General features: G+C 65.6%; 18 protein-coding genes. 8 read left to right on the top strand and 10 right to left on the bottom strand.

What is annotated here, in order from left to right; all coding sequences use genetic code 11:
• Positions 1–73: 73 nt before the first annotated feature.
• Positions 74–715 (top strand): DUF922 domain-containing Zn-dependent protease, encoded by a 642-nt coding sequence (locus ABVQ20_RS01595; RefSeq protein WP_435528315.1) that lies wholly within the window; start codon positions 74–76, stop codon positions 713–715.
• A gap of 51 nt (positions 716–766) precedes the next feature.
• Here ABVQ20_RS01595 and ABVQ20_RS01590 read toward each other — a convergent pair whose 3' ends face one another.
• Positions 767–1,669 (bottom strand): LysR family transcriptional regulator, encoded by a 903-nt coding sequence (locus tag ABVQ20_RS01590; RefSeq protein WP_354457749.1) that lies wholly within the window; start codon positions 1,667–1,669, stop codon positions 767–769.
• Positions 1,670–1,771: 102 nt separating this feature from the next.
• Here ABVQ20_RS01590 and ABVQ20_RS01585 point away from each other — a divergent pair, with 102 nt between their 5' ends.
• The 3 genes from ABVQ20_RS01585 (at position 1,772) to ABVQ20_RS01575 (ending at position 3,781) form a co-directional block, all read left to right on the top strand.
• Positions 1,772–2,761, top strand: a complete 990-nt coding sequence (locus tag ABVQ20_RS01585) for a zinc-dependent alcohol dehydrogenase family protein (protein ID WP_354457748.1) — start codon at positions 1,772–1,774, stop codon at positions 2,759–2,761.
• A 100-nt stretch (positions 2,762–2,861) separates the two neighbouring features.
• Positions 2,862–3,206 carry a DMT family transporter gene (locus ABVQ20_RS01580; RefSeq protein ID WP_354457747.1) on the top strand — a complete coding sequence of 115 codons (345 nt, stop codon included), beginning with the start codon at positions 2,862–2,864 and terminating at the stop codon, positions 3,204–3,206.
• Positions 3,206–3,781 (top strand): TetR/AcrR family transcriptional regulator, encoded by a 576-nt coding sequence (locus ABVQ20_RS01575; RefSeq protein ID WP_354457746.1) that lies wholly within the window; start codon positions 3,206–3,208, stop codon positions 3,779–3,781. The genes ABVQ20_RS01580 and ABVQ20_RS01575 overlap by 1 nt, the downstream gene beginning before the upstream one ends.
• On the opposite strand, the gene ABVQ20_RS01570 is transcribed toward ABVQ20_RS01575, so the two are convergent.
• Positions 3,771–5,303 carry an acid phosphatase gene (locus ABVQ20_RS01570; protein WP_354457745.1) on the bottom strand — a complete coding sequence of 511 codons (1,533 nt, stop codon included), beginning with the start codon at positions 5,301–5,303 and terminating at the stop codon, positions 3,771–3,773. The genes ABVQ20_RS01575 and ABVQ20_RS01570 overlap by 11 nt on opposite strands.
• 349 nt (positions 5,304–5,652) lie before the next feature.
• Here ABVQ20_RS01570 and ABVQ20_RS01565 point away from each other — a divergent pair, with 349 nt between their 5' ends.
• Together ABVQ20_RS01565 and ABVQ20_RS01560 are read left to right on the top strand one after the other, a co-directional pair.
• Positions 5,653–6,930 carry a cytochrome-c peroxidase gene (locus ABVQ20_RS01565; protein WP_354457744.1) on the top strand — a complete coding sequence of 426 codons (1,278 nt, stop codon included), beginning with the start codon at positions 5,653–5,655 and terminating at the stop codon, positions 6,928–6,930.
• 353 nt (positions 6,931–7,283) lie between these two features.
• Positions 7,284–8,009, top strand: a complete 726-nt coding sequence (locus tag ABVQ20_RS01560; RefSeq protein WP_354457743.1) for a 3-keto-5-aminohexanoate cleavage protein — start codon at positions 7,284–7,286, stop codon at positions 8,007–8,009.
• 44 nt (positions 8,010–8,053) lie between these two features.
• Here the strand turns inward: ABVQ20_RS01560 and ABVQ20_RS01555 are convergent, their stop codons facing one another.
• Both ABVQ20_RS01555 and ABVQ20_RS01550 read right to left on the bottom strand, forming a co-directional pair.
• Positions 8,054–9,550, bottom strand: a complete 1,497-nt coding sequence (locus ABVQ20_RS01555) for an AMP-binding protein (RefSeq protein ID WP_435528314.1) — start codon at positions 9,548–9,550, stop codon at positions 8,054–8,056.
• 38 nt (positions 9,551–9,588) lie between these two features.
• Positions 9,589–10,404 carry a p-hydroxycinnamoyl CoA hydratase/lyase gene (locus ABVQ20_RS01550; protein WP_354457741.1) on the bottom strand — a complete coding sequence of 272 codons (816 nt, stop codon included), beginning with the start codon at positions 10,402–10,404 and terminating at the stop codon, positions 9,589–9,591.
• A gap of 103 nt (positions 10,405–10,507) precedes the next feature.
• Here ABVQ20_RS01550 and ABVQ20_RS01545 point away from each other — a divergent pair, with 103 nt between their 5' ends.
• On the top strand, positions 10,508–10,960 hold the full coding sequence (locus tag ABVQ20_RS01545; protein WP_354457740.1) for a MarR family winged helix-turn-helix transcriptional regulator: 453 nt from the start codon (positions 10,508–10,510) through the stop codon (positions 10,958–10,960).
• 49 nt (positions 10,961–11,009) lie between these two features.
• On the opposite strand, the gene ABVQ20_RS01540 is transcribed toward ABVQ20_RS01545, so the two are convergent.
• The 3 genes from ABVQ20_RS01540 to ABVQ20_RS01530 all read right to left on the bottom strand — a co-directional run bounded on the left by ABVQ20_RS01540 (position 11,010) and on the right by ABVQ20_RS01530 (position 13,345).
• A complete protein-coding gene (locus ABVQ20_RS01540; protein WP_354457739.1) occupies positions 11,010–11,549 on the bottom strand; it encodes an ATP-binding protein in 540 nt (179 codons plus the stop codon).
• 80 nt (positions 11,550–11,629) lie between these two features.
• Complete coding sequence (locus ABVQ20_RS01535; RefSeq protein WP_354457738.1) at positions 11,630–12,328, bottom strand: YoaK family protein; 699 nt, start codon at positions 12,326–12,328, stop codon at positions 11,630–11,632.
• Between the two features lie 123 nt (positions 12,329–12,451).
• Positions 12,452–13,345 (bottom strand): SDR family oxidoreductase, encoded by an 894-nt coding sequence (locus ABVQ20_RS01530; RefSeq protein ID WP_354457737.1) that lies wholly within the window; start codon positions 13,343–13,345, stop codon positions 12,452–12,454.
• Between the two features lie 125 nt (positions 13,346–13,470).
• On the opposite strand from ABVQ20_RS01530, the gene ABVQ20_RS01525 reads away from it, so the two are divergent.
• On the top strand, positions 13,471–14,430 hold the full coding sequence (locus ABVQ20_RS01525; RefSeq protein WP_354457736.1) for an AraC family transcriptional regulator: 960 nt from the start codon (positions 13,471–13,473) through the stop codon (positions 14,428–14,430).
• Positions 14,431–14,466: 36 nt separating this feature from the next.
• On the opposite strand, the gene ABVQ20_RS01520 is transcribed toward ABVQ20_RS01525, so the two are convergent.
• The 3 genes from ABVQ20_RS01520 to ABVQ20_RS01510 all read right to left on the bottom strand — a co-directional run bounded on the left by ABVQ20_RS01520 (position 14,467) and on the right by ABVQ20_RS01510 (position 18,595).
• The gene (locus tag ABVQ20_RS01520) at positions 14,467–15,591 is read right to left on the bottom strand and encodes a serine hydrolase domain-containing protein (protein ID WP_354457735.1); all 1,125 of its coding nucleotides are present in this window, start codon (positions 15,589–15,591) and stop codon (positions 14,467–14,469) included.
• A gap of 179 nt (positions 15,592–15,770) precedes the next feature.
• Positions 15,771–17,369 carry an ABC transporter substrate-binding protein gene (locus ABVQ20_RS01515; RefSeq protein WP_354457734.1) on the bottom strand — a complete coding sequence of 533 codons (1,599 nt, stop codon included), beginning with the start codon at positions 17,367–17,369 and terminating at the stop codon, positions 15,771–15,773.
• 62 nt (positions 17,370–17,431) lie between these two features.
• Positions 17,432–18,595, bottom strand: coding sequence for an NAD(P)/FAD-dependent oxidoreductase (locus ABVQ20_RS01510; RefSeq protein ID WP_354457733.1), 1,164 nt, complete (start codon positions 18,593–18,595; stop codon positions 17,432–17,434).
• Positions 18,596–18,844 lie beyond the last annotated feature (249 nt).

Below are 18,844 nucleotides of genomic sequence, written 5' to 3'. Positions count from 1 at the left end.
AATCCCAGGTATTTGCCGCATTCGTCCCAAGCATATAGGACGAACGGCCTCGTTGCATTGCCTGTCGTGGTGCATGCCGAGGGATTTCGGCTCGACTGTCTGGGAGAGTGGCTTGCGTTCCTATGTTCGACTGTTCTGGCTGGCGGCCGGCTTGGTGGTCCCGTCAATTCCGGCGCATGCCGAATGGAAGCCGATCGAGAAGGTCGAAACCTACGCCATTTCTGGGCAGACCGGAGAGCAGCTGTACCGTTCGATCGGCGACAACGGGCCGCTGATCCGCGGCGCGACGACACGCACCATCGCCTACACCAATTTCAAGCTTACCTGGGTCAGGGACTACCAGCACAGGGGCAAGGATTGCGTGCTGGCGTCGGCAAAGCCGAAGCTCACCGTCACCTACACCTTGCCGAAGCCCTCCAACCCGCTGCCGCCGGCCGTTCGGAAAAGTTGGGACGTCTTCATCGCCGGCGTCACCGCGCATGAGAAGGTGCATGGCGCAACCATGATCCAGATGGTCCACGACATCGAGGCGGCAACGATCGGCCTCACGGTGCCCGACGATCCCAAATGCAGCAAGATCCGCGACGAGGTCGTGAAACGGCTCGACGCGATCTCGAAGGCGCGCGTACAGGGCAGCCGCGATTTCGACCGGGTAGAATTCGGCCAGGGCGGCAATCTGCAGATGCTCGTGCATGACCTGTTGATTGGTGGATAGTCGAAGTAGGCGCAGGTGCGAACGCACTCCCACGCCGCGAAGACGAATCCCTCACCCCATAAGCTTCGGCAACCCCGCCGCCAGCGCATCGACCGCAAGCCGCACCTTCAGCGGCAGGTGCGGCGTCTTCAGCCACAGCGCATGCACATCATAGGGGAATCCCGGCTGGTCCGGCAGCAGCGCGACCAGCGCGCCAGACCGGATGCGCGCGGCGACCAGCCAGTGCGGCAGCCAGGCAAGGCCCATGCCGCCGGTCGCAGCATCGGCAATCGCGTCGAGATCGTCGAGCCGCAGCCGGCTCGCCGGCATCACCTCCAGCGTCGGCTGGTTGTCTACAGCGAACAGCCAGGGTTGCAGCACATGGCCGAGGCGCCGGTAAAGGATGGCCTGATGGCCGGCGAGATCCTCGATCCGCCGTGGCTCGCCATGATCAGCGACATAGGCCGGCGAGGCGCAGACCAGCATGCGCTGGCGCGCCACGCGGCGTGCGATGACCCCGGCCTTGTCGTCCAATTCGCCGGTTCGGATGGCCAGGTCGAAACCATCCTCGGCAAGGTCGGCGAAGCGGTCGTTGAGCGACAGGTCGAGTTCCAGCGTCGGATGTTGCCGCGCAAGCTCCAGCAGGATCGGGGTGACGCAGTGCCGGCCAAAATGCGCGGGCATGGTGACGCGCAGCCTGCCGCGCGGCTCGGAAAGCTGGTCGGCGGCGAGCGCGTCCGTGGCGTCCGCTTCCGCCAGCACCACCCGGCAGCGCTCGTAATAGGCGCGGCCGAATTCCGTCAGGCTCTGGCGTCGCGTGGTGCGGTTGAGCAGGCGCACGCCCAGCCGCTCCTCCAGGAACCTCACATGCTTGCCCACCATCGGCCCTGACAGGTCGAGCGCGGACGCCGCCGCCGCGAACGAGCCGAGGTCGACGGCCCTGACGAACACCGCCATGCTCTCAAGCCGATCCATATTCAAAACCTCTGGTTTCCACTGTTCTGCCAAAAGCAACATTTATCCGCAGATACCGCTCCGACATAGCTCATTCCATTCAATTGATTTGGAGTTATGCCCATGTCACGCGTCATTCGCTTTCATCAATATGGCGGTCCGGAAGTCCTGCGCATCGAGACGGTCGATGTTCCCGCGCCCGGCCCGGGCGAGGTGCGGATCCGCGTCAGGGCGCTCGGCCTCAACCGGGCCGAGGCATTGCTGCGGTCGGGCAATTACATCGAGACGCCGACCTTCCCGTCCGGGCTTGGCCTCGAGGCCGCCGGCATCGTCGAGGCGGTCGGCGACGGCGTAGACGGCTTTGCTCCTGGCGACGCTGTCAGCATCATCCCGCCACGGTCGATGGTCCGCTGGCCGGCCTATGGCGAACTCGCCACCTACCCCGCCGGGCTCGTCGTCAAGCATCCGCCGTCACTGAGCTGGAAAGAAGCAGCGGCGCTCTGGATGCCCTATCTCACCGCCTATGGCGCGCTGATCGATATCGCCAGGCTGCGCTGCGGCGACTTCGTCGTCATCACCGCCGCATCGAGCAGCGTCGGACTTGCGGCGATCCAGATCGCCAGAATGGTCGGTGCGACACCGATCGCGGTGACCCGGACATCGGCGAAGAGACAGGCCCTGCTCGATTTCGGCGCCACTCACGTCGTCGCCTCGGCGGAGGAAGACCTGGAAACCAAGTTGAAGGCGATCGCCGGCCCGCACGGCGTGCGCGTGGTGCTCGACGCCATCGGCGGCCCGATCTTCGAACCGCTGACGGCGGCGATGTCGCCAGGCGGCATCCTCCTCGAATATGGCGGCCTGAGCCCGGAGCCGACGCCCTTCCCGCTGTTTGCGGTGCTGGCCAAGACGCTGACGTTGCGCGGCTATCTCGTCCACGAGATCACTGGCGATCCCCAGCGATTGGAAAACGCAAGGACGTTCATCCTCGACGGCCTGCAGTCGGGCGCCCTCAGGCCGACGATCGACAGGATCTTCCTGTTCGAAGAGATCGTCGAGGCGCATCGCTATCTCGAAGCGAACCAGCAGTTCGGCAAGATCGTCGTTACGCTCTGAGCGACCAGCGCCAGGGGATCAGACTGCTTTTAGATCGATTGACTCCAAAAGATACCGACCGTATGGTATCTTTCGATTCAGCCTGCAGATGGACCCATTCATGAGCCCTACCCTAATCGCCTATGGCGCCCTTGCGCTTGCCATCATCTGCGAGGTGACGGGCTCGTCGCTGCTGCAAAAGTCCGAGCAGTTCAGCCGGCTGATCCCTACCCTCGCCATGGCGCTGTGCTTCGTCGCGGCGCTTTTCTTCCTATCGCAGGCGCTGAAGCTCATTCCGCTGGGTGTCGCCTATGCGATCTGGGCGGGGCTCGGCATCGTGCTGACCTCACTGGTCAGCGTCTTCGTGTTTCGCTTCACGCTCGACGCGGCGGCGCTGGCCGGCATTGCGCTGATTGTGTCCGGCGTTGTCGTGATGAACGTCTTTTCGAACAGCGTCGCGCATTGATGAGCACCGCTGGCGGCTACACCCGCGCCAAGCAGCCAGAACGCGTCCGGCGCGCCCTGCTCGACGAAGCGGCAAGGCTGGCCGTCGAGCAAGGCCTGGCCGCCGTCACCGTCCAGGCCGTCGCCGATGCCGCCGGCGTCACCAAGGGCGGGTTCATTCACCACTTCCCCAGCAAGCAGGCCCTGATCGATGCCGTGTTCGCGGAACTGCTTGATATGATAGACCGCGAACTGGACGAACGCATCGCGGCCGACCCCGAACCCAACGGCGCCTTTACGCGCGCCTATGTCGAGGCGGTCTTCCATATCGGCACGGATGCCGCTGGAAGCCCCTGGGCTCCCCTGTCGATCTCGATGCTGACCGATGCCGGCTTGCGCGCCTTGTGGGCGCGGTGGCTGGGGGCGCGGCTGGAACGCCACAAGGCGACGGATGGCGGCCTCGACCTCGCGGTCGTGCGGCTCGCCGCCGACGGCGTCTGGCTGGCCGACATGTCGGGAATTCCATCGGGAAACGACGTGCAACTGCGCGACCATCTCCTTTTGGCGACCCGACGGCCGCGCCGAACTACCGGCTGAGGTCGAGCGCGGCGGTCAGATCGCCCATCGGCGGCTCACCATTGGCGGCAAGCGCCTTGTCGCGGGCGACGATGCCGGTCAGCACCGGCAAATCGTAGCGCGCGGTGATGAAGCGCAGGATCGACGTCGTGTCGTATTGGGTGTGGTCGACGGTTCCCGTCCTGGCATAGGGCGAGATGATGAAGGCGGGGATGCGGTTGCCTGGACCCCAGCGGTCGGCCTTGGGCGGCGCGACATGGTCCCAGAAGCCGCCATTCTCGTCATAGGCGACGACGACCAGCATATGGCTCCATTGCGGGCTCTTCTCCAGATGCGAAACCAGGTCGGCCAGATGCTGGTCGCCTGATGTCACGTCGGCATAGCCGCTGTGCTCGTTGAGATTGCCCTGCGGCTTGTAGAAGGAAACGGCGGGCAGCTTGCCGTCGTCGATTGCCTTGATGAACTCCGTGCCACCGAGGCCGCCATCGCGCAGATGCTGGGCGCGCGCGGCAGTGCCCGGCGCATAGGCCGCGAAATAGTTGAAGGGCTGGTGGTGGAACTGGAAGTTCGGCACCGGGGTGGCGTTCTTGCCGTCGAGCGCCGCCTGCCAGGCACCGGCATACCAGGCCCAGTCGATGCCCTTCAGCGACAGGAGGTCGCCGATGGTGATGTCGTGCTGCGGCGGCAGCGTGGTTGGGGCTGCAGGGTCGGCGAGCGCGGCGTCGCCGCCCGCCGCCGGCTTGTTGGCGCTCGGCTGGTAAGGCGGCTGCATGGTGTTGACGGCGTAGAAGTCCGGTGTGATGGCGCCGTCATTGACGAATTTCGGCACGCCGCCCAGCGCCGAGGGCGGCGAATTGTCGGCCACCTTGAGCGTCACGCCATCCGGATCGACGACGGCGATCTGGCCCTTGATCGGGCTGGTGTCGGCATGCGGATAATAGGGCGTGCAAGCGCAGGCGAGCGCGAAATGGTTGAGGAAGGAACCGCCGAAGGCACCCTGGAAGAAGTTGTCGGCCAGCACATATTTCTTGGCCACCGCCCACATCGGCAGGTTGGAGCCGTCATAGTGGCCCATGACGAGGCTGCCGGAATCGGCCCAGGCGACGAATTTGTCGTTGCGGCCAGCGTTGATCTGCATCTGCTCCTGGTAGAAACGGTGCCAGAGATCATGGGTGATGACGCTGGTGTTTTCGTTGAACCCCTTGGGATCGTCGATGGCGAAGACGGCATTGGCCAGATGCGCCGACTGCGCCTCGGTAACCGGCGGCGTCACGCCCTTGGCGGTCAGGCCGCCCCAGGCCGGCGGCAATTCGGCAAGCGGCTGGCCGTCGCGATCGAGCTGGCGCGCCTGGTCGGCCGTGACATTCGCCAGGCCGTTGGCGCCCGGGAAGCCGCCATAGAGATTATCGAAGCTGCGGTTCTCGGCGTAGATGACGACGACCGTGTCGATCTTGTCATAGCCGGGAGGTGCCGCGTTGGCGGCGGGGGCGAGCGATGCCAGCGCGGTTGACGCGAGGCAGAGGGAGAAAAGCGACCTGATCATGGGAGATGCCTCATGGCTGGGGGTATGGCTAGAGGAGCATGGTGACGCTAGGACCGGCACTTGTCAGCTTTGTGACAGGTTGATGGGATCACGCCAAGCTGGAACACCCCTCATCCGTCTCGGCGCTGCGCACCGATCCACCTTCTCCCACAAGGGGAGAAGGGGCGTACTCGCGCGCTTCTGGCAACCACCATCGTTAGCGATGTCTCCGGTCCAAACACCCTTGTGGGAGAAGGTGGTCGCGAAGCGGTCGGATGAGGGGTGTTCCAGCTTGGCAATTTCATCTGCCAGTCATCAATCCGTAGCAATCCACACCCCTAATCGGCAAAATGCAAACCGGGCTTTCAGCATGACAGCGCGACAAAGGAAAAGCCGATCCATCGCAGCAGCGGCATTATTCACCCTCGCCACAATCCTGCCCGGCAATTCCCTCTCCGCCGGAACGAGCAGCCTCCACCCCGGCCCGATGTCGCGCGCGGACGCCTATGCCCGGGCCGCCGCGCTGATTGAACTCGGCCGAAAGCTGTTCTTCGACCCTGGGCTGTCTGCCTCCGGCAAGCAGGCCTGCTCGTCCTGCCATGATCCGCGCCATGCCTTCGGCCCGGCCTCGGAAGCGCCCGTCGAGATGGGCGGCCCGCATCTCGACCAGCCCGGGCTGCGCGCCGTGCCGTCGCTGCGCTACATCCAGGCAGTGCCGGCCTTCAACGAGCATTTCCATGATTCCGACGACGAGGGCGATGAGAGTGTCGACAATGGGCCGACCGGCGGCCTGACCTGGGACGGCCGCGTCGACCACGGGGTGGACCAGGCCAAGATCCCGCTGCTGTCGCCGTTCGAAATGGCCAACAAGGATGCCGGCGCAATCAGCGTCAATCTGCGCAAGGCCGCCTATGCCAGCGAATTCAGGGCGGCCTTCGGCGATGCGGTGTTCGACCACCCGGACGACGCCTTGGAGGCCGCCGCCGAGGCGCTCGGCACGCTCGAGCAGGGCAGCGCTGATTTCTACCCCTATTCCAGCCGCTACGACGCCTTCCTCGCAGGCAAGGCGACGCTATCCGCGCAGGAAATGCATGGCCTCGACCTGTTCGAGGACGAAGCGAAGGGCAATTGCGCCAGCTGCCATCTGAGCCGCCGGGCCAATGACGGCGAGCCGCCGCAATTCACCGATTTCGGCCTGATCGGCGTCAGCGTGCCGCGCAACCCCGCAATTGCAGCCAATGCAGACCCCAAATATTTCGATCTCGGCCTGTGCGGCCCGCTGCGGACCGATTTCAAAGGTCGCGCCGAATATTGCGGCCTGTTCCGCACGCCCTCGCTGCGCAATGTGGCGCTGCGGAAAAGCTTCTTCCACAACGGCACTTTCCACACGCTGCGCGACGCCGTCGCCTTCTACGCCACGCGCGACACCGATCCCGCCCACTGGTATCCGAAGAACGCGGACGGCACGGTGAGGGTGAATGATGACCTGCCAAGGGCGTATTGGGGAAACCTCAACCAGGACCCGCCCTTCGGCAAGAAACCCGGCGACAAGCCGGCGCTGACGGATGCCGAGATCGACGATATCGTGGTGTTCCTGGGCACGCTGACGGATGCGGATCAGGTGGGGGGAACGCAGGCGGCGAAGTGAGGCGACTAGGATGAGTTGCCCCGCCGCGCATAAAGCCTCTTCAACGCTGGCGGGACAGCGCCCCCCTCTGTCCTGCCGGACATCTCCCCCACAAGGGGGGAGATTGGCAGTTGCAGCGCCGGCTCCCTTCTACAACGCTGGAGATTGGCGAAAGCGGAGGTGACAGCCAATCTCCCCACCTGTGGGGGAGATGTCCGGCAGGACAGAGGGGGGCGCGAAGGATCTCGGCCTAACGTCATCATGCATTCCTCCGCCACTTCCGTCGCCGCTCCACTGTCAGCAGTCTCACCACCCTACCCTTTGCCACCCCGCCATGCGCCGCTACACTGGCGGCCTCTGCCCGAGGAACGCCCATGATCGTCCAGGCCTGCATCAACGGCGCCCGTCCCCGCGACTTCCACCCGAAGCTGCCGCTCACCGCGCAGGCGATGGCGAGCGATGCCGCCGCGTGCGTCGCCGCGGGCGCCACCGAACTGCACATCCATCCGCGCGGGACGGACGGACGCGAAAGCCTCGGAGCCATTGATGACACCGTGCTGGCCGTGCGCCGCGCCTGTCCGGGCACGCTGATCGGCGTCTCGACCGGTGCCTGGATCGAGAACGACGAGGAACGCACCCGCACCGCGATTGGCGCATGGCGCGAACTGCCCGACTACGCCTCGGTCAACCTGTCGGAAGCCGACGCGCCGACCGTCATGGACCTGTTGCGGAAACGTGGCGTCGGCATCGAGGCGGGCCTCGCCTCCGTCGCCGATGCGCAGCGCTTCGTCGGCCTTCCCGGCCACAACCGCGTGTTGCGCATTCTCATCGAGATCGAGGAACAGGACCTGTCCACCGCGCGCGAGGTCGCGGACGGCATTCACGCTGTCCTCGAACGCGCCTCGGTCAGGCGCCCCATCCTGCTGCATGGCATGGACGCGACCGTCTGGCCGTTTGTCGCGCTCGCGCATCAAGGGCGATGGTCGACACGCGTCGGGCTGGAAGACGGCAGGCAGCTTCCCGATGGAACGACGGCCGCCGACAACGCAGCAATCGTCGCCGCCGCCATGGCGATCTTTCGCGTCGCGCCCGTGAGCTGACCAGCGCTGCCGGCACGCCAAAGTCTTCGGCCTCCACGTCGGCCTCAACCCGGCTTGGGCCACCCGCGCAAAATGTGTTTCTGGATCTTGCCGGACGCGGTGCGCGGCAGTGCTTCGGTGGGCAAAAATTCCTTCGGCACCTTGTAGCGGGCGATGCGGGCGCTGCAATGGTCCGCCAGCGCCGCCGGATCGACAACACGGCCGGGCTTGAGCACGACGAAGGCGCGCCCGACCTCGCCCCAGCGGTCATCGGCAATGCCGATGACCGCTGCTTCGGCGATGTCGGGATGATCGAGCAACACCATCTCGACCTCGACCGGATAGACGTTTTCCCCACCCGAGATGAACATGTCCTTGCGGCGGTCGACGAGGGTGACGAACCCGTCCTCGTCACGGCGCGCAATGTCGCCGGTGTGGAACCAGTCATCGGTGAAAGCCCTTGCTGTCTCCTCTGGCCGGTTCCAGTAACCGGGCGTGACATTGGGACCGCTGAGCCATATCTCGCCGGCCTCCCCCGCCCCGACATCGCGGCCGTCATCATCGACGAGGCGCAGGCAAAGCGATGGCGCCGGCAAGCCGGAGGAGCCGGCTTTGCGGGCGATCTGCTCCGCCTCGACCGGCATGCCCAGCACGGTGCCGGCCTCGGTCATGCCGAAGCCATCGACCATGCGGATACCCTGCTCCAGCCACCAAAGGATGTCGGCGGCCGGATTGGGCGCGCCGCCGGTGAAGATGGCGGTGACCGTCCACTGCGCCGGCGCGAAATCCGCGTTTTCGCGCAGCATCCTGGCCATCTGCGGGACGCAGAAATAATGGGTGACGCCGAGCGTCGGATCGGCCAGCCGACGGTTGGTGAGGCTGGCGTCGAAGCCGGGCGCGATCAGCACCGCGCCACCTTGCAGCAGGGGCGGACGCAGGCTGGTGATGAGACCGATGACATGGAACATCGGCGCATCGCAGAGGAAGACACTGGCATTGCCGACCCGCCCCAGCACACCGAAATTAACGGCGGTGGCAAAGGCGTTGCGCTCCGTGACGATGACGCCCTTGGGCCGGCCCGACGTGCCCGATGTGTAGAGGATGATCGACGGCACGTCATCGGTGGGGAAGGCACGGCGCGGCGCCGGCCGTGCGGCTTCGACCGCGGCCGCGAAGGCGGCGACCGCGACGGGAATGCAGCCCCTGGGCAGCGTTGCGGCCAATGCCGCGTCATGCAGCAGCAGCACCGGAGCGCAATCGGCAAGGATCGCCTCTTGCTCGGCGCCCGCGAGCCGCCAGTTGACCGGTACGAAGACGGCGCCGAGCCGCATCGCCGCCTGCTGCAGGATCAACAGGTCGGCGCTGTTGCGGGCAAGTGTCGCGATCCTCTGTCCAGGCTCGATGTCGTAACGTTCGAGAACCGCGATGGCGCACTGGATGGCCTCGTCAAGCGCGGCATAAGTCCAGCGCCGCCCCGATGCGAGATCGACGCAGGCAAGGCGATCCGGCTGCGCGCTGGCATGCAGAGCCACGGGATCGGGCGTCGTCCAGGCCATCCGCATCTCCTCCCGAGAGCATCACACCTTGTTGGCTTTGCCAGTCATCTCGCTTTGTCATAGGCGCCGAGGCCAGGCTTGTAGCTCTTTTCGTCGATGAACTGGCGAATGCCTTCCTTGCGCCCTTCATTGTCCTGCGAATTCGCCGCCTCCTGCGCCCGCACCAGATAGTCCTCGGCATTGTCGTAGGTCATCTCGGCGACGCGGCGGATGGCGTCCTTGGTCGCCTTGAGCGCCACCGGGTTCTTCTTCAGCACAATGTTGGCGACCTCGGTGACCCGCGCCTTCAGTTCGGCCAGCGGCAGGCTTTCATTGACCAGCTTCCACGCGGCTGCCTTCTTGCCGTCGATGAGTTCGCCGGTCAGCGCGTGATACATGGCGTCGCGCATCGACAGCAGGTCTACCACCACCTTGGTGGCGCCGCCGCCCGGCAGGATGCCCCAGTTGATCTCGGACAGGGCGAACTGCGCCTCGTCGGCGGCGAAGGCGAGGTCGCAGGCGAAGAGCGGGCCATAGCCGCCGCCGAAGCACCAGCCATTGACCATGGCGATGGTCGGCTTGCGATACCAGCGCAGCCGCCGCCACCAGCCATAGGCTTCCGCCTGCGCCTTGCGGACAGCACCGAGCCCCTTGGCCTCGGTCTCGCGAAAATACTCCTTGAGGTCCATGCCCGCCGACCAGGCACTGCCCTCGCCGGACAACACGAGAACCCCGACATCATCACGGAATTCAAGCCGGTCGAGAACTTCCATCATCCTTTGGTTGAGCGCCGGGTTCATGCAATTGCGTTTTTCGGGGCGGTTGAAACGCACCCAGGCAATGCCGTCCTCGACGTCGAAGGCAACGGTATCTTCGCTCACGATAATCCTCCCTTATATCGCTATGTAACATAGCTATCATTCCGCTATGTCGCATAGTCTTTTTCCCTTGACAAGGTCTTGTATCGCGGCGATCGGTTACGGCATGGATGAGACCCGGCTTCGCACCGACCCGCAGGACGCTCTTGACGCGCAGATCGGCTACAATCTGCGGCGCGCCTCGTCCCTGGCGCTCAATGATTTCGCCATCGAACTGGCGGAAGCGTCGTTGCGCCCGGTCACCTACGGCATGCTGGCGCTGATCGACGAGCGACCAGGTATCCGCGCCGCCGAGCTCTGCCGCCTGCTCGGCATGAAGAGCGCCAACATGGCGCCACTGCTGGCTGAACTCGAAGAGCGCGGACTGGTCGAGCGTGACGACCATGCCGAAGACAAGCGCGTGCGGGTGCTGACCCTGACGACGGCCGCGAAACAGGCAATGCCTGGGTGGAGGCGACAGGTTCGCCGCCACGAGGACCGGTTCCTGCATCGGCTTACGAAAAAGGACCGGACGACGCTGCTGCGCCTGCTCCGCCTGATCTGGACGGACGAAGACTGACGGGACCGCCGCTTCGGCACCACGGCCGACGGCAAGCATCGACCACCCATCAGGTCGACAGGCGAAAGCCTTCGCTGTCGAGGGCGGCAATTACCTCACGGAGCACCTCTTGCGGGCTCTGTGACCCCGTTGGCAGGACATGCCGTTCAAGCTCCGACAGGGAGGAGAACTGTTGATGCAGCGCCGTAATGGGCTCGGGATCGGTCAGCGTGTCGCCACCGCGCTCTCGGCAACGCTGGATGGCGACATCGAGCGGTGGACGCAGCACCACATAATGGAGCGGCACGGGCAACGCAGCGAACGGCGACAGGAACCAGGGACCGACAATGCCGTCGACCACGACGAAATAGCCGCCTTCGGCGTAGCCCTGCGCCACCTTGGCCAGCACGTCAACGACCACTTTGTTCTGGTCATGGGCTTTGGGCAGATAAGGCGCCACGGCGCCATGCTTGATGAAATGCCAGAAATCGTCGGAGTGCAGATGCACCTTGGGCGAGCCAGCCTCATCGGCAAGAGCCCGTGCCGTCGTCGTCTTGCCTGACCCTGGCGGGCCGGTGAGGATCAGGATTTCGCCTGCATGTTCAACCATCGGGCCGCCGTCTAACGCAGGACGGCAGGCAATTCCAGCCTGCAATTCGGGCTTGGCATTGGGCCAACGACATCCGCTGGTTACTTCGCCTCCTCCTCCGGCGCCGACAGCCGCAGCACCAGCGCGGCCAATGCCACCACCGGCGGCACCACGAAACACCAGACGCTGGCGAAGGCAAAGCCAAGCGCTGCCGAACCGCAGCCGACAGCGAACACCGCGACAGCCACCGCCATGCGCTTGAGACGGGCAACGATTGCCGGCCGGGCGTCGGCCGCCACGCCGCCCAGCAGGTCGCCAAGGTCGATCATGATCTGCGTCGTCGTGCCGGTCATCAGCGTCGACGGCGGCGCGTTGGAGAGATGGATGCGGTGCACCGCGTTCTGGATCGCCATCGCGGCGACCAGCGTCATGCCCGTGACGATCGCGGCCAGGCTGTCGCCGCTGGGGAACGGCCCAAGCCTGATGGCCAGCGCGGCACCTGCGACCAGCAGCGCCAGCTTGACCGCCAGCAGGATGCCGAGCGCCGGCAGCTTGCGCTGGCGCAAGCGGTTGCCGACCAGCCGGGACAGCATGACAACGATGCAGAACACCGGCAGCGCCAAGAGCTTGGCCACCACGCCGGAAATGCCCAGCACCAGCGAGGCGCCCAGCGTGACGAAATTTCCGGTGACATGCGCGGTGAACAGGCCCTGCAAGGCCAGGAAGCCGGCCGTGTCGACATAGCCGGCATTGAGGCTGAGCAAGAGCGGGAGCGTGGGTTTCACTGCGGCGTTTTCCATGAGTTCGCCGCAACGTCTCACATCTTGGAAGGTCTCTCCACCCTGGAATGGAGGCTGCCACCAGTTCTTGGCTCGGCCCGCAGAGTCATCCCATGAGGATTCTTGCGAAGAGTACCCCTTGCTTCAGCCGCCGAAGTAACGGGAATGGTCGAGGTCCTCGATCAGGCCAGCCTGCTTCGGCAGCCAGCCCAGCAGCGCTCGCGTCTTCGCGCTCGAGGTCGGCCAGTCCATGGCAAAGAAGTGGCCGATGAAGCCGAAATGCCCGGCGGCCTCCTCGGCGGTCTTGCTGACCACCGGCAGGTTGAGACGCCGGCCGATGACCTCGGCGATCTCGCAGGTCGCCACGCCCTCGTCATCGACGGCGTGATAGCGCGCGCCCCCTGCCCCCTGCTCCAGCGCCAGCCGGAACAGCCTTGCGGCGTCGAGCCGGTGCACCGCCGGCCAGCGGTTCTGCCCCGCGCCAATATAGGCCGAAACGCCCTTCTGGCGCGCGACGCCGATCAGCATCGGCACGAAGCCGTGATCGCCGTCGCCATGGACGGAAGGCGAAAGACGCACCGCCGAGGCGCGCACGCCGCGGGCCGCCAGGGCCTCGGCCGCCGCTTCCGAAGCGCGCGGATAAGACGCCGAGACGGGCATCGGGTCATTGTCCTCGGTCGCCACGCCGCCATTCCTCACCAGCCCCATGCCTGAGGTGACGAGCAGCGGCCGCTCGGAGCCTTCGAGCGCAGCGCCGATCGTCTCGATGGCACGCTTGTCCCCCCCGCAATTGGCAGCGAATTTCGAAAAATCGTGGTTGAACGCCGTGTGGATGACGCCGTCCACCTGGGCGACGCCTCGGCGCAGGCTTTCCAGATCCTCGATGTCGCCGCGCAGCGCTTCGGCCCCGGCGGCGGCGATCGCCTTGGCTCCCTCGTCCGAGCGGGCAAGGCCGAGCACCTGATGGCCCGCGCCGATGAGTTCCCGCACGACGGCCGAGCCGACAAATCCGGTGGCACCGGTAACGAACACACGCATGACAGATCTCCTTGCTTCCGCTTGAGACCGCGTTGACAGGCCCCGTTGCAATCAAGCTAGGCGGTTGAGGACATACGATCCATGCTGTAAAGTCCGCATTATCTTCGCGATCGTCCGGAAATGCCATGGATCCCCTGTCAGACGTGCTGTCGCTGCTCAAGCCGCGCAACTACCTGTCCGCCGGACTGGACGCGGGCGGCGACTGGTCGATCCAGTTCCCCGACCAACAGGCCGCCATCAAATGCGGCGCCGTGGTCTCCGGCCAGTGCTGGCTCTCCGTCGAGGGCGAAGCCGATGCGGTGCAACTGGAGACGGGCGACTGCTTCCTGCTGCCGCGCGGGCGCCCCTTCCGCCTTGCCAGCGACCTAGCGGTGACGCCGGTCGAGGCGTCAGCGGTATTTTCGCCGGCGCGCACCGGCGGCATCACCACCCACAAGGGCGGCGGCGATTTCCTGCTGGTCAGCAGCCGCTTCGGCCTGTCGGGCGACCATGCTGGCATCCTGTTGCGCATGCTGCCGCCCATCGTCCATATCCGCGGCGAATCCGACCACTCGGCGCTGCGCTGGCCCGTCGAGCGGATGATGCAGGAATTGCGCGCGCCCCAGCCGGGCGGCTTTCTCATCGTCGAGCACCTCGCCCACATGATCCTGATCGAGGCGTTGCGGCTGCACATGACGGGCTTGCACGGCGGCGTCGGCTGGCTGTTCGCCCTGGCTGACCGGCAGATGGGCGCGGCGATATCGGCGATGCATGACGACCCCGCGCATGGCTGGACATTGCAGGCGCTGGCCGAGCGCGCCGGCATGTCACGCTCGACCTTCGCGCTGCGGTTCAAGGAGACGGTCGGCGTCTCCCCGATGGACTATCTGACGCGCTGGCGCATGCTGCTGGCTGGCGACAGGCTGGCCGATTCCGGCGATCCCGTTTCCGTCATCGCGCTGTCGCTCGGCTACGAATCCGAAAGCGCCTTCAGCACCGCCTTCAAGCGGGTCATGGGCTGCTCACCCCGGCAATACGGCCGTCGCGGAAGCCAGCCGCCCTTGCCGGAGGAGGCACCGCCGGCCGACAGACGCGACGCGGCCTGACCGGCGCGCCCTGCCCACGCTACCCGTGGCCGCCCCTCACCCCAGCAAAATCCCGATCGCTTCATCTACCACCGGATGTAGCCCGCTGGCCTGGAAGGACAGGCGGTTGCCGGAGCCGACATTGCTGGTCATGGCGATGGTCAGGTGCGATTGCGGGTCGTGCAGCATGACCGAGACATAGCCGGGGATGCTGCCCTGATGGCCGTAGAAGGCGCGGTCGGCGTAGGCGCTCTGGAACAGGCCGGCGCCCGTCTCGCGCATGCGCGTGCCCGGAAAGCTGACCGGCGCGCGGCTCTCGAACATCTCGGCGAAGAAGGCGGGCGAGATAACCCGGCCGCCGAACAGTCCGCGCATGAAGCCCACCATGTCCGTCGGTGTCGACACCATGTCGCCGCAGCCATAGGCGCCGCTGAACGGAAACGAATCCGACGAATCCTGCAGCGCTTCCGAATAGGGCAGCACGCCATCCATGCGCCACATCTCGCCGCCCGAGGCGAGGTCGGTCGATGCGCCCGGGGCCGGCGGCGGCCGATGATAATAGCCGCGCACCATGGATTTTTCCGGAAACGCTTCCGTGGCCGGCGACCAGGTGTTCTTCAACCCGAGCGGCTGCAGCACCGCGTTTCTGACATAGCCGCCCAGCGACTGGCCGGAAACGGCCTCGATGAGCATGCCAGCCAGCACATAGCCGGTGTTGTTGTAGACGGCGGGGCCACCGGGCGACTTCGGCTTCTCGGAAGCGAAGGCGATGTCGACCAGCTGTTGCGGCGTCCAGCGCCGGGTCGGGTCCATGGGAATGTAATATTCGAATTCCGGCAGCCCGCTGCGATGGTTGACCAGCTGGCGCACGGAGATATTCGGGGCGCCCGGCAGGTCGGGAAACCAGCCGGAGATCGGCGCCGACAGGTCGAGCTTGCCATCCTGGGCGAGCTTGACCAGAGCGGCCGCCACGAAGGTCTTGGTGCAGCTGCCGATCTTGAACAGCCGGTCTGGCAGGACGGCCACGCCCTGCTCGCGGTCGGCGAAGCCGGCTGTCACGGCCACCGGCGTCGAGCCGCCCTTGGCGTAGGCGAGCGACGCACCCACCGCGCCGTCGGCGAGGTAGCGGTCGAGGAGGGTGTTGAGGTCTTTCAGCATGGCGGTCTCGCTTTTGTGGAGCATCGGATCATCGCAAATCGACTGGCGTTGTGCCTTTGTGGAAGGCCCCCTCATCCGGCCCTTCGGGCCACCTTCTCCCCGCTGGGGAGAAGAGGCGCCAAGTTCGAAAACCTCTTCTCCCCAGCGGGGAGAAGGTGGCCGCGCAGCGGCCGGATGAGGGGGGCACCCGACGTGATTGGCCCCTACTCCGCCATATCGACCGCGGCGAAATTCTGCCGGCCGAATGGGTCGAGCACATAATTCAGCACGCTCTTGCGCACGGGGATCGCCACCATCGAATGGGCGATCGGCGCCACGGGCACCTGGGCTTTCAGGATTGCCTGCGCCTTCTGGTAGATCGCGGCGCGTTCCTTCGGGTCGGCGGCGACGCGGCCTTCGTCCAGCAGCTTTTCAAAATCCTTGTCGCACCAGCGCGAGCGGTTGGAGCCGCCCTTCACGCCGTCGCAGGACAAGAGATAGCTCAGCATGTTGTCGGGATCGCCGTTATCGCTGCTGCCGCCGAGCAGGAACGTGTCCTGCTCGCCCGCCGCCGTGCGCTTCAGGTATTCGCCCCACTCGAAGCTGACGATCTCGGCCTTGACGCCGACCTTCGCCCAGTCGGCCTGGATCATCTCGGCCATGCGCTTGGCGTTGGGATTGTAGGGCCGCGACACCGGCATCGCCCACAGGCTGATCTTGAGGTCGCTTTCGTGGCCGGCGTCCTTCAGCAGCTTCTTGGCGCCGTCGGGATCATAGTCAATGCCGGCATCGGTGACCGCGCCGAGTTGCGCCGGCGGCACGACGCTGCCGGCCACCGTGCCCGCACCGGCATAGACCGCCTCGACGATCGCCTTGCGGTCGATGGCCTTGGCCAGTGCGGTGCGCACGCGCACGTCGCCCAGCGGCTGGTGCTCGACATTGAAGCCGAGGATGCCGATGTTCTGGCCCTTGAGGTCGAGCACGTTGATGTCGGGATCGGACCGCAAGTCGGCAACAGCGCTCGGCGGCGGCGGTGCCGCGACCTGGCATTCATTGGCCTTGATGCGCTCGACGCGGGTGGTCGGCTCCGGCGTGATGGCGAAGACCAGCGTGTCGATCTTCGGCGCGCCGCGCCAATAGTCCTTGTTGGCGGAATAGCGCACCTGGCTGTCGGGCACATAGGCATCGAGCACGAACGGGCCGGTGCCGACCGGGGCGCTGTCGATCAGCTCCGGCGTGCCGGCCGCCACCATCTTCTCGGTCTGCTCCAGCGACAGGATGGACAGATAATCGAGCGCGATGCCGGCCAGGAAGGTGACGTTGGCCGACGTCAGCGTGAAGCGCACCGTGTAGTCGTCGACCTTGTCGATCTTGTCGATGAGCGTGCCCATGCCCAGCGCGTTGAAGTACTCGTAAGCGCCGCCGCCGAGCTTGTGATAGGGATTGTTGGCATCGCGCTGGCGATTGAACGTGTAGAGCACGTCGTCGGCATTGAACTCACGCGTCGGCGTGAAATGCTCGTTCGACTGGAATTTTACGCCGTGGCGCAGGTGGAACGTGTAGGTCTTGCCATCCGGCGAGACATCCCAGCTTTCGGCCAGCGCCGGCCCGACCTCGGTCGTGCCCGGCTTGAACTCGACCAGCCGGTTGAAGATCGTCTTGGCGGCGGCGTCCATGGTTGAGTCGGCGATGCCGATCGCCGGATTGAAAGTCTCCGGATTGGCTTCCGAACAATAGACCAGGGTCTTGGCATAGGCTTGTCCGCCGAGAAGAACGGACGAAGCCAGAAGGGACGAGGTGAGGACTGCGCGCAGAGATTTCATCGCAAACGCTCCTGATGACAGTGTTGGGGGTAGGCACGGCTGAACGGATGATCGGCTGGGGCTCATGGCGTTGCCGCCTGTGGCATGACTGCACCAAGGAACCGCTCCGGCGAAAGCGCTTCCACTGTGACGCAAAGGTCGGCGACATCGGCGGGCAGCGCTTCGCCGCGCATCAGCGCAGCACCGATCCGCGCCAGGGTCAGCGACACCTGGAAACCGTAGCCGCCCTGCCCTCCCAGCCAGAAGAAACCGGGCAGGCGCGGATCGAAGCCGGCGACCGGCGATCGGTCCGGCGAAAAGGTGCGCAGCCCCGCCCACGGCGTCGACGGACGGCCGATGCGCATCGACGTGACCTGCTCGATGCGGTCGACGGCGATGGCGACGTCGATGTCTTCCGGATAGGCGTCGCAGGGCTCGGAATTGGTTTCGTCCGCCGGCGAGCCGATCAGCCGTCCGGCATCCGGCTTGAAGTAGAATTTCTCGTGCAGGTCGACCACCAGCGGCCAGGCGCTGATATCCGCGCCTTCGGGCGGATCGAACAGGAAGGCCGTGCGCCGCTTGGGCTGGAAGCCGAGCCGGGGAAGCCCGGCCAGCCCCGCGACGACATCGACCCAGGCGCCGGCGGCATTGACGACGATGTCGGCCGGATAGCAGCCCGCACTGGTCGTCACCGTAAAGCCGCCGCCTTCCGGCGAAATGGCCAAAACCTCCTCGCCGGTGCGGATAACGCCGCCCCTGCCCTTCAGCGCCGAGGCACTGGCCGCCAGCATCCTGGCCGTATCGACATCCACCGCGCCCGGCTCATAGACGCCGCCGCAGGTGGTCTCGGCATCGATGACCGGAACCAGCGCATGCACTTCCTCTGCCGTCAAACGCCGCACGCTGGGCACCAGCGCCTGCAATTCGGCGGCCAGCCGGTCGATCGCCGCAGCGTCATCGGCACGGCCAACATGCAGCGCGCCGCGCTTGTGGGCGACGAAGCCGCCATCAAAGATCGCCTTGCGGCTGGCGATCGTCAGTGCCCGCACCAGCCGGTTGCCATAGGTCTCGGTAAACAGCGCCGCCGAACGGCCGCTGGCATGATAACCAAGCTGGCTCTCGCGCTCGATGACGGTGATATCAGCCCAATCCCCCGCGGCGGCCGCCGCCAGCGACAGGCCGGCAATGCCGCCGCCGATGACGACGATCTTTCGGGAATGGGCTCGTGGAAGGGGCTTCGACTGCATGGGCTTAGTCGTAAAAATAATTTCGTATGCAGTCAATCTTTAGCGGATAAGAAAACTGATGGCGCGGTGGATAGCTGGAAGGCAACCGCTTGGGATGAGTTAGTCCTCCTCCGTTTGCGCTGCCCCTCATCGCCCTGCCGGGCACTTCTCCCCGTGAACGGGGAGAAGGACGCTGTCATCGCCGCTTTCGCCAATCGCCAGCGTTGCAAGAAGGACATCAGGACTGCGGCCAGCTACTTTCTCTCCGTT

Origin of the sequence: Mesorhizobium shangrilense (assembly GCF_040537815.1) — a bacterium.
GTDB classification, from domain to species: Bacteria; Pseudomonadota; Alphaproteobacteria; order Rhizobiales; family Rhizobiaceae; genus Mesorhizobium; species Mesorhizobium shangrilense.
The sequence above is the reverse complement of the archived record's forward strand: the minus strand, read 5'-3'. Positions and strand labels throughout refer to the sequence as shown.

Bases quoted from the DNA above. Each gene is read 5' to 3' on its own strand.
- ABVQ20_RS01515 (WP_354457734.1), bottom strand. From the start codon at position 17,369: ATGAAATCTCTGCGCGCAGTCCTCACCTCGTCCCTTCTGGCTTCGTCC.
- ABVQ20_RS01565 (WP_354457744.1), top strand. From the start codon at position 5,653: ATGACAGCGCGACAAAGGAAAAGCCGATCCATCGCAGCAGCGGCATTA.
- ABVQ20_RS01585 (WP_354457748.1), top strand. From the start codon at position 1,772: ATGTCACGCGTCATTCGCTTTCATCAATATGGCGGTCCGGAAGTCCTG.
- ABVQ20_RS01510 (WP_354457733.1), bottom strand. From the start codon at position 18,595: ATGCAGTCGAAGCCCCTTCCACGAGCCCATTCCCGAAAGATCGTCGTC.
- ABVQ20_RS01570 (WP_354457745.1), bottom strand. From the start codon at position 5,303: ATGATCAGGTCGCTTTTCTCCCTCTGCCTCGCGTCAACCGCGCTGGCA.
- ABVQ20_RS01555 (WP_435528314.1), bottom strand. From the start codon at position 9,550: ATGCGGATGGCCTGGACGACGCCCGATCCCGTGGCTCTGCATGCCAGC.
- ABVQ20_RS01560 (WP_354457743.1), top strand. From the start codon at position 7,284: ATGATCGTCCAGGCCTGCATCAACGGCGCCCGTCCCCGCGACTTCCAC.
- ABVQ20_RS01530 (WP_354457737.1), bottom strand. From the start codon at position 13,345: ATGCGTGTGTTCGTTACCGGTGCCACCGGATTTGTCGGCTCGGCCGTC.
- ABVQ20_RS01575 (WP_354457746.1), top strand. From the start codon at position 3,206: ATGAGCACCGCTGGCGGCTACACCCGCGCCAAGCAGCCAGAACGCGTC.
- ABVQ20_RS01595 (WP_435528315.1), top strand. From the start codon at position 74: ATGCCGAGGGATTTCGGCTCGACTGTCTGGGAGAGTGGCTTGCGTTCC.
- ABVQ20_RS01535 (WP_354457738.1), bottom strand. From the start codon at position 12,328: ATGGAAAACGCCGCAGTGAAACCCACGCTCCCGCTCTTGCTCAGCCTC.
- ABVQ20_RS01525 (WP_354457736.1), top strand. From the start codon at position 13,471: ATGGATCCCCTGTCAGACGTGCTGTCGCTGCTCAAGCCGCGCAACTAC.
- ABVQ20_RS01590 (WP_354457749.1), bottom strand. From the start codon at position 1,669: ATGGATCGGCTTGAGAGCATGGCGGTGTTCGTCAGGGCCGTCGACCTC.
- ABVQ20_RS01540 (WP_354457739.1), bottom strand. From the start codon at position 11,549: ATGGTTGAACATGCAGGCGAAATCCTGATCCTCACCGGCCCGCCAGGG.
- ABVQ20_RS01520 (WP_354457735.1), bottom strand. From the start codon at position 15,591: ATGCTCCACAAAAGCGAGACCGCCATGCTGAAAGACCTCAACACCCTC.
- ABVQ20_RS01580 (WP_354457747.1), top strand. From the start codon at position 2,862: ATGAGCCCTACCCTAATCGCCTATGGCGCCCTTGCGCTTGCCATCATC.
- ABVQ20_RS01545 (WP_354457740.1), top strand. From the start codon at position 10,508: ATGGATGAGACCCGGCTTCGCACCGACCCGCAGGACGCTCTTGACGCG.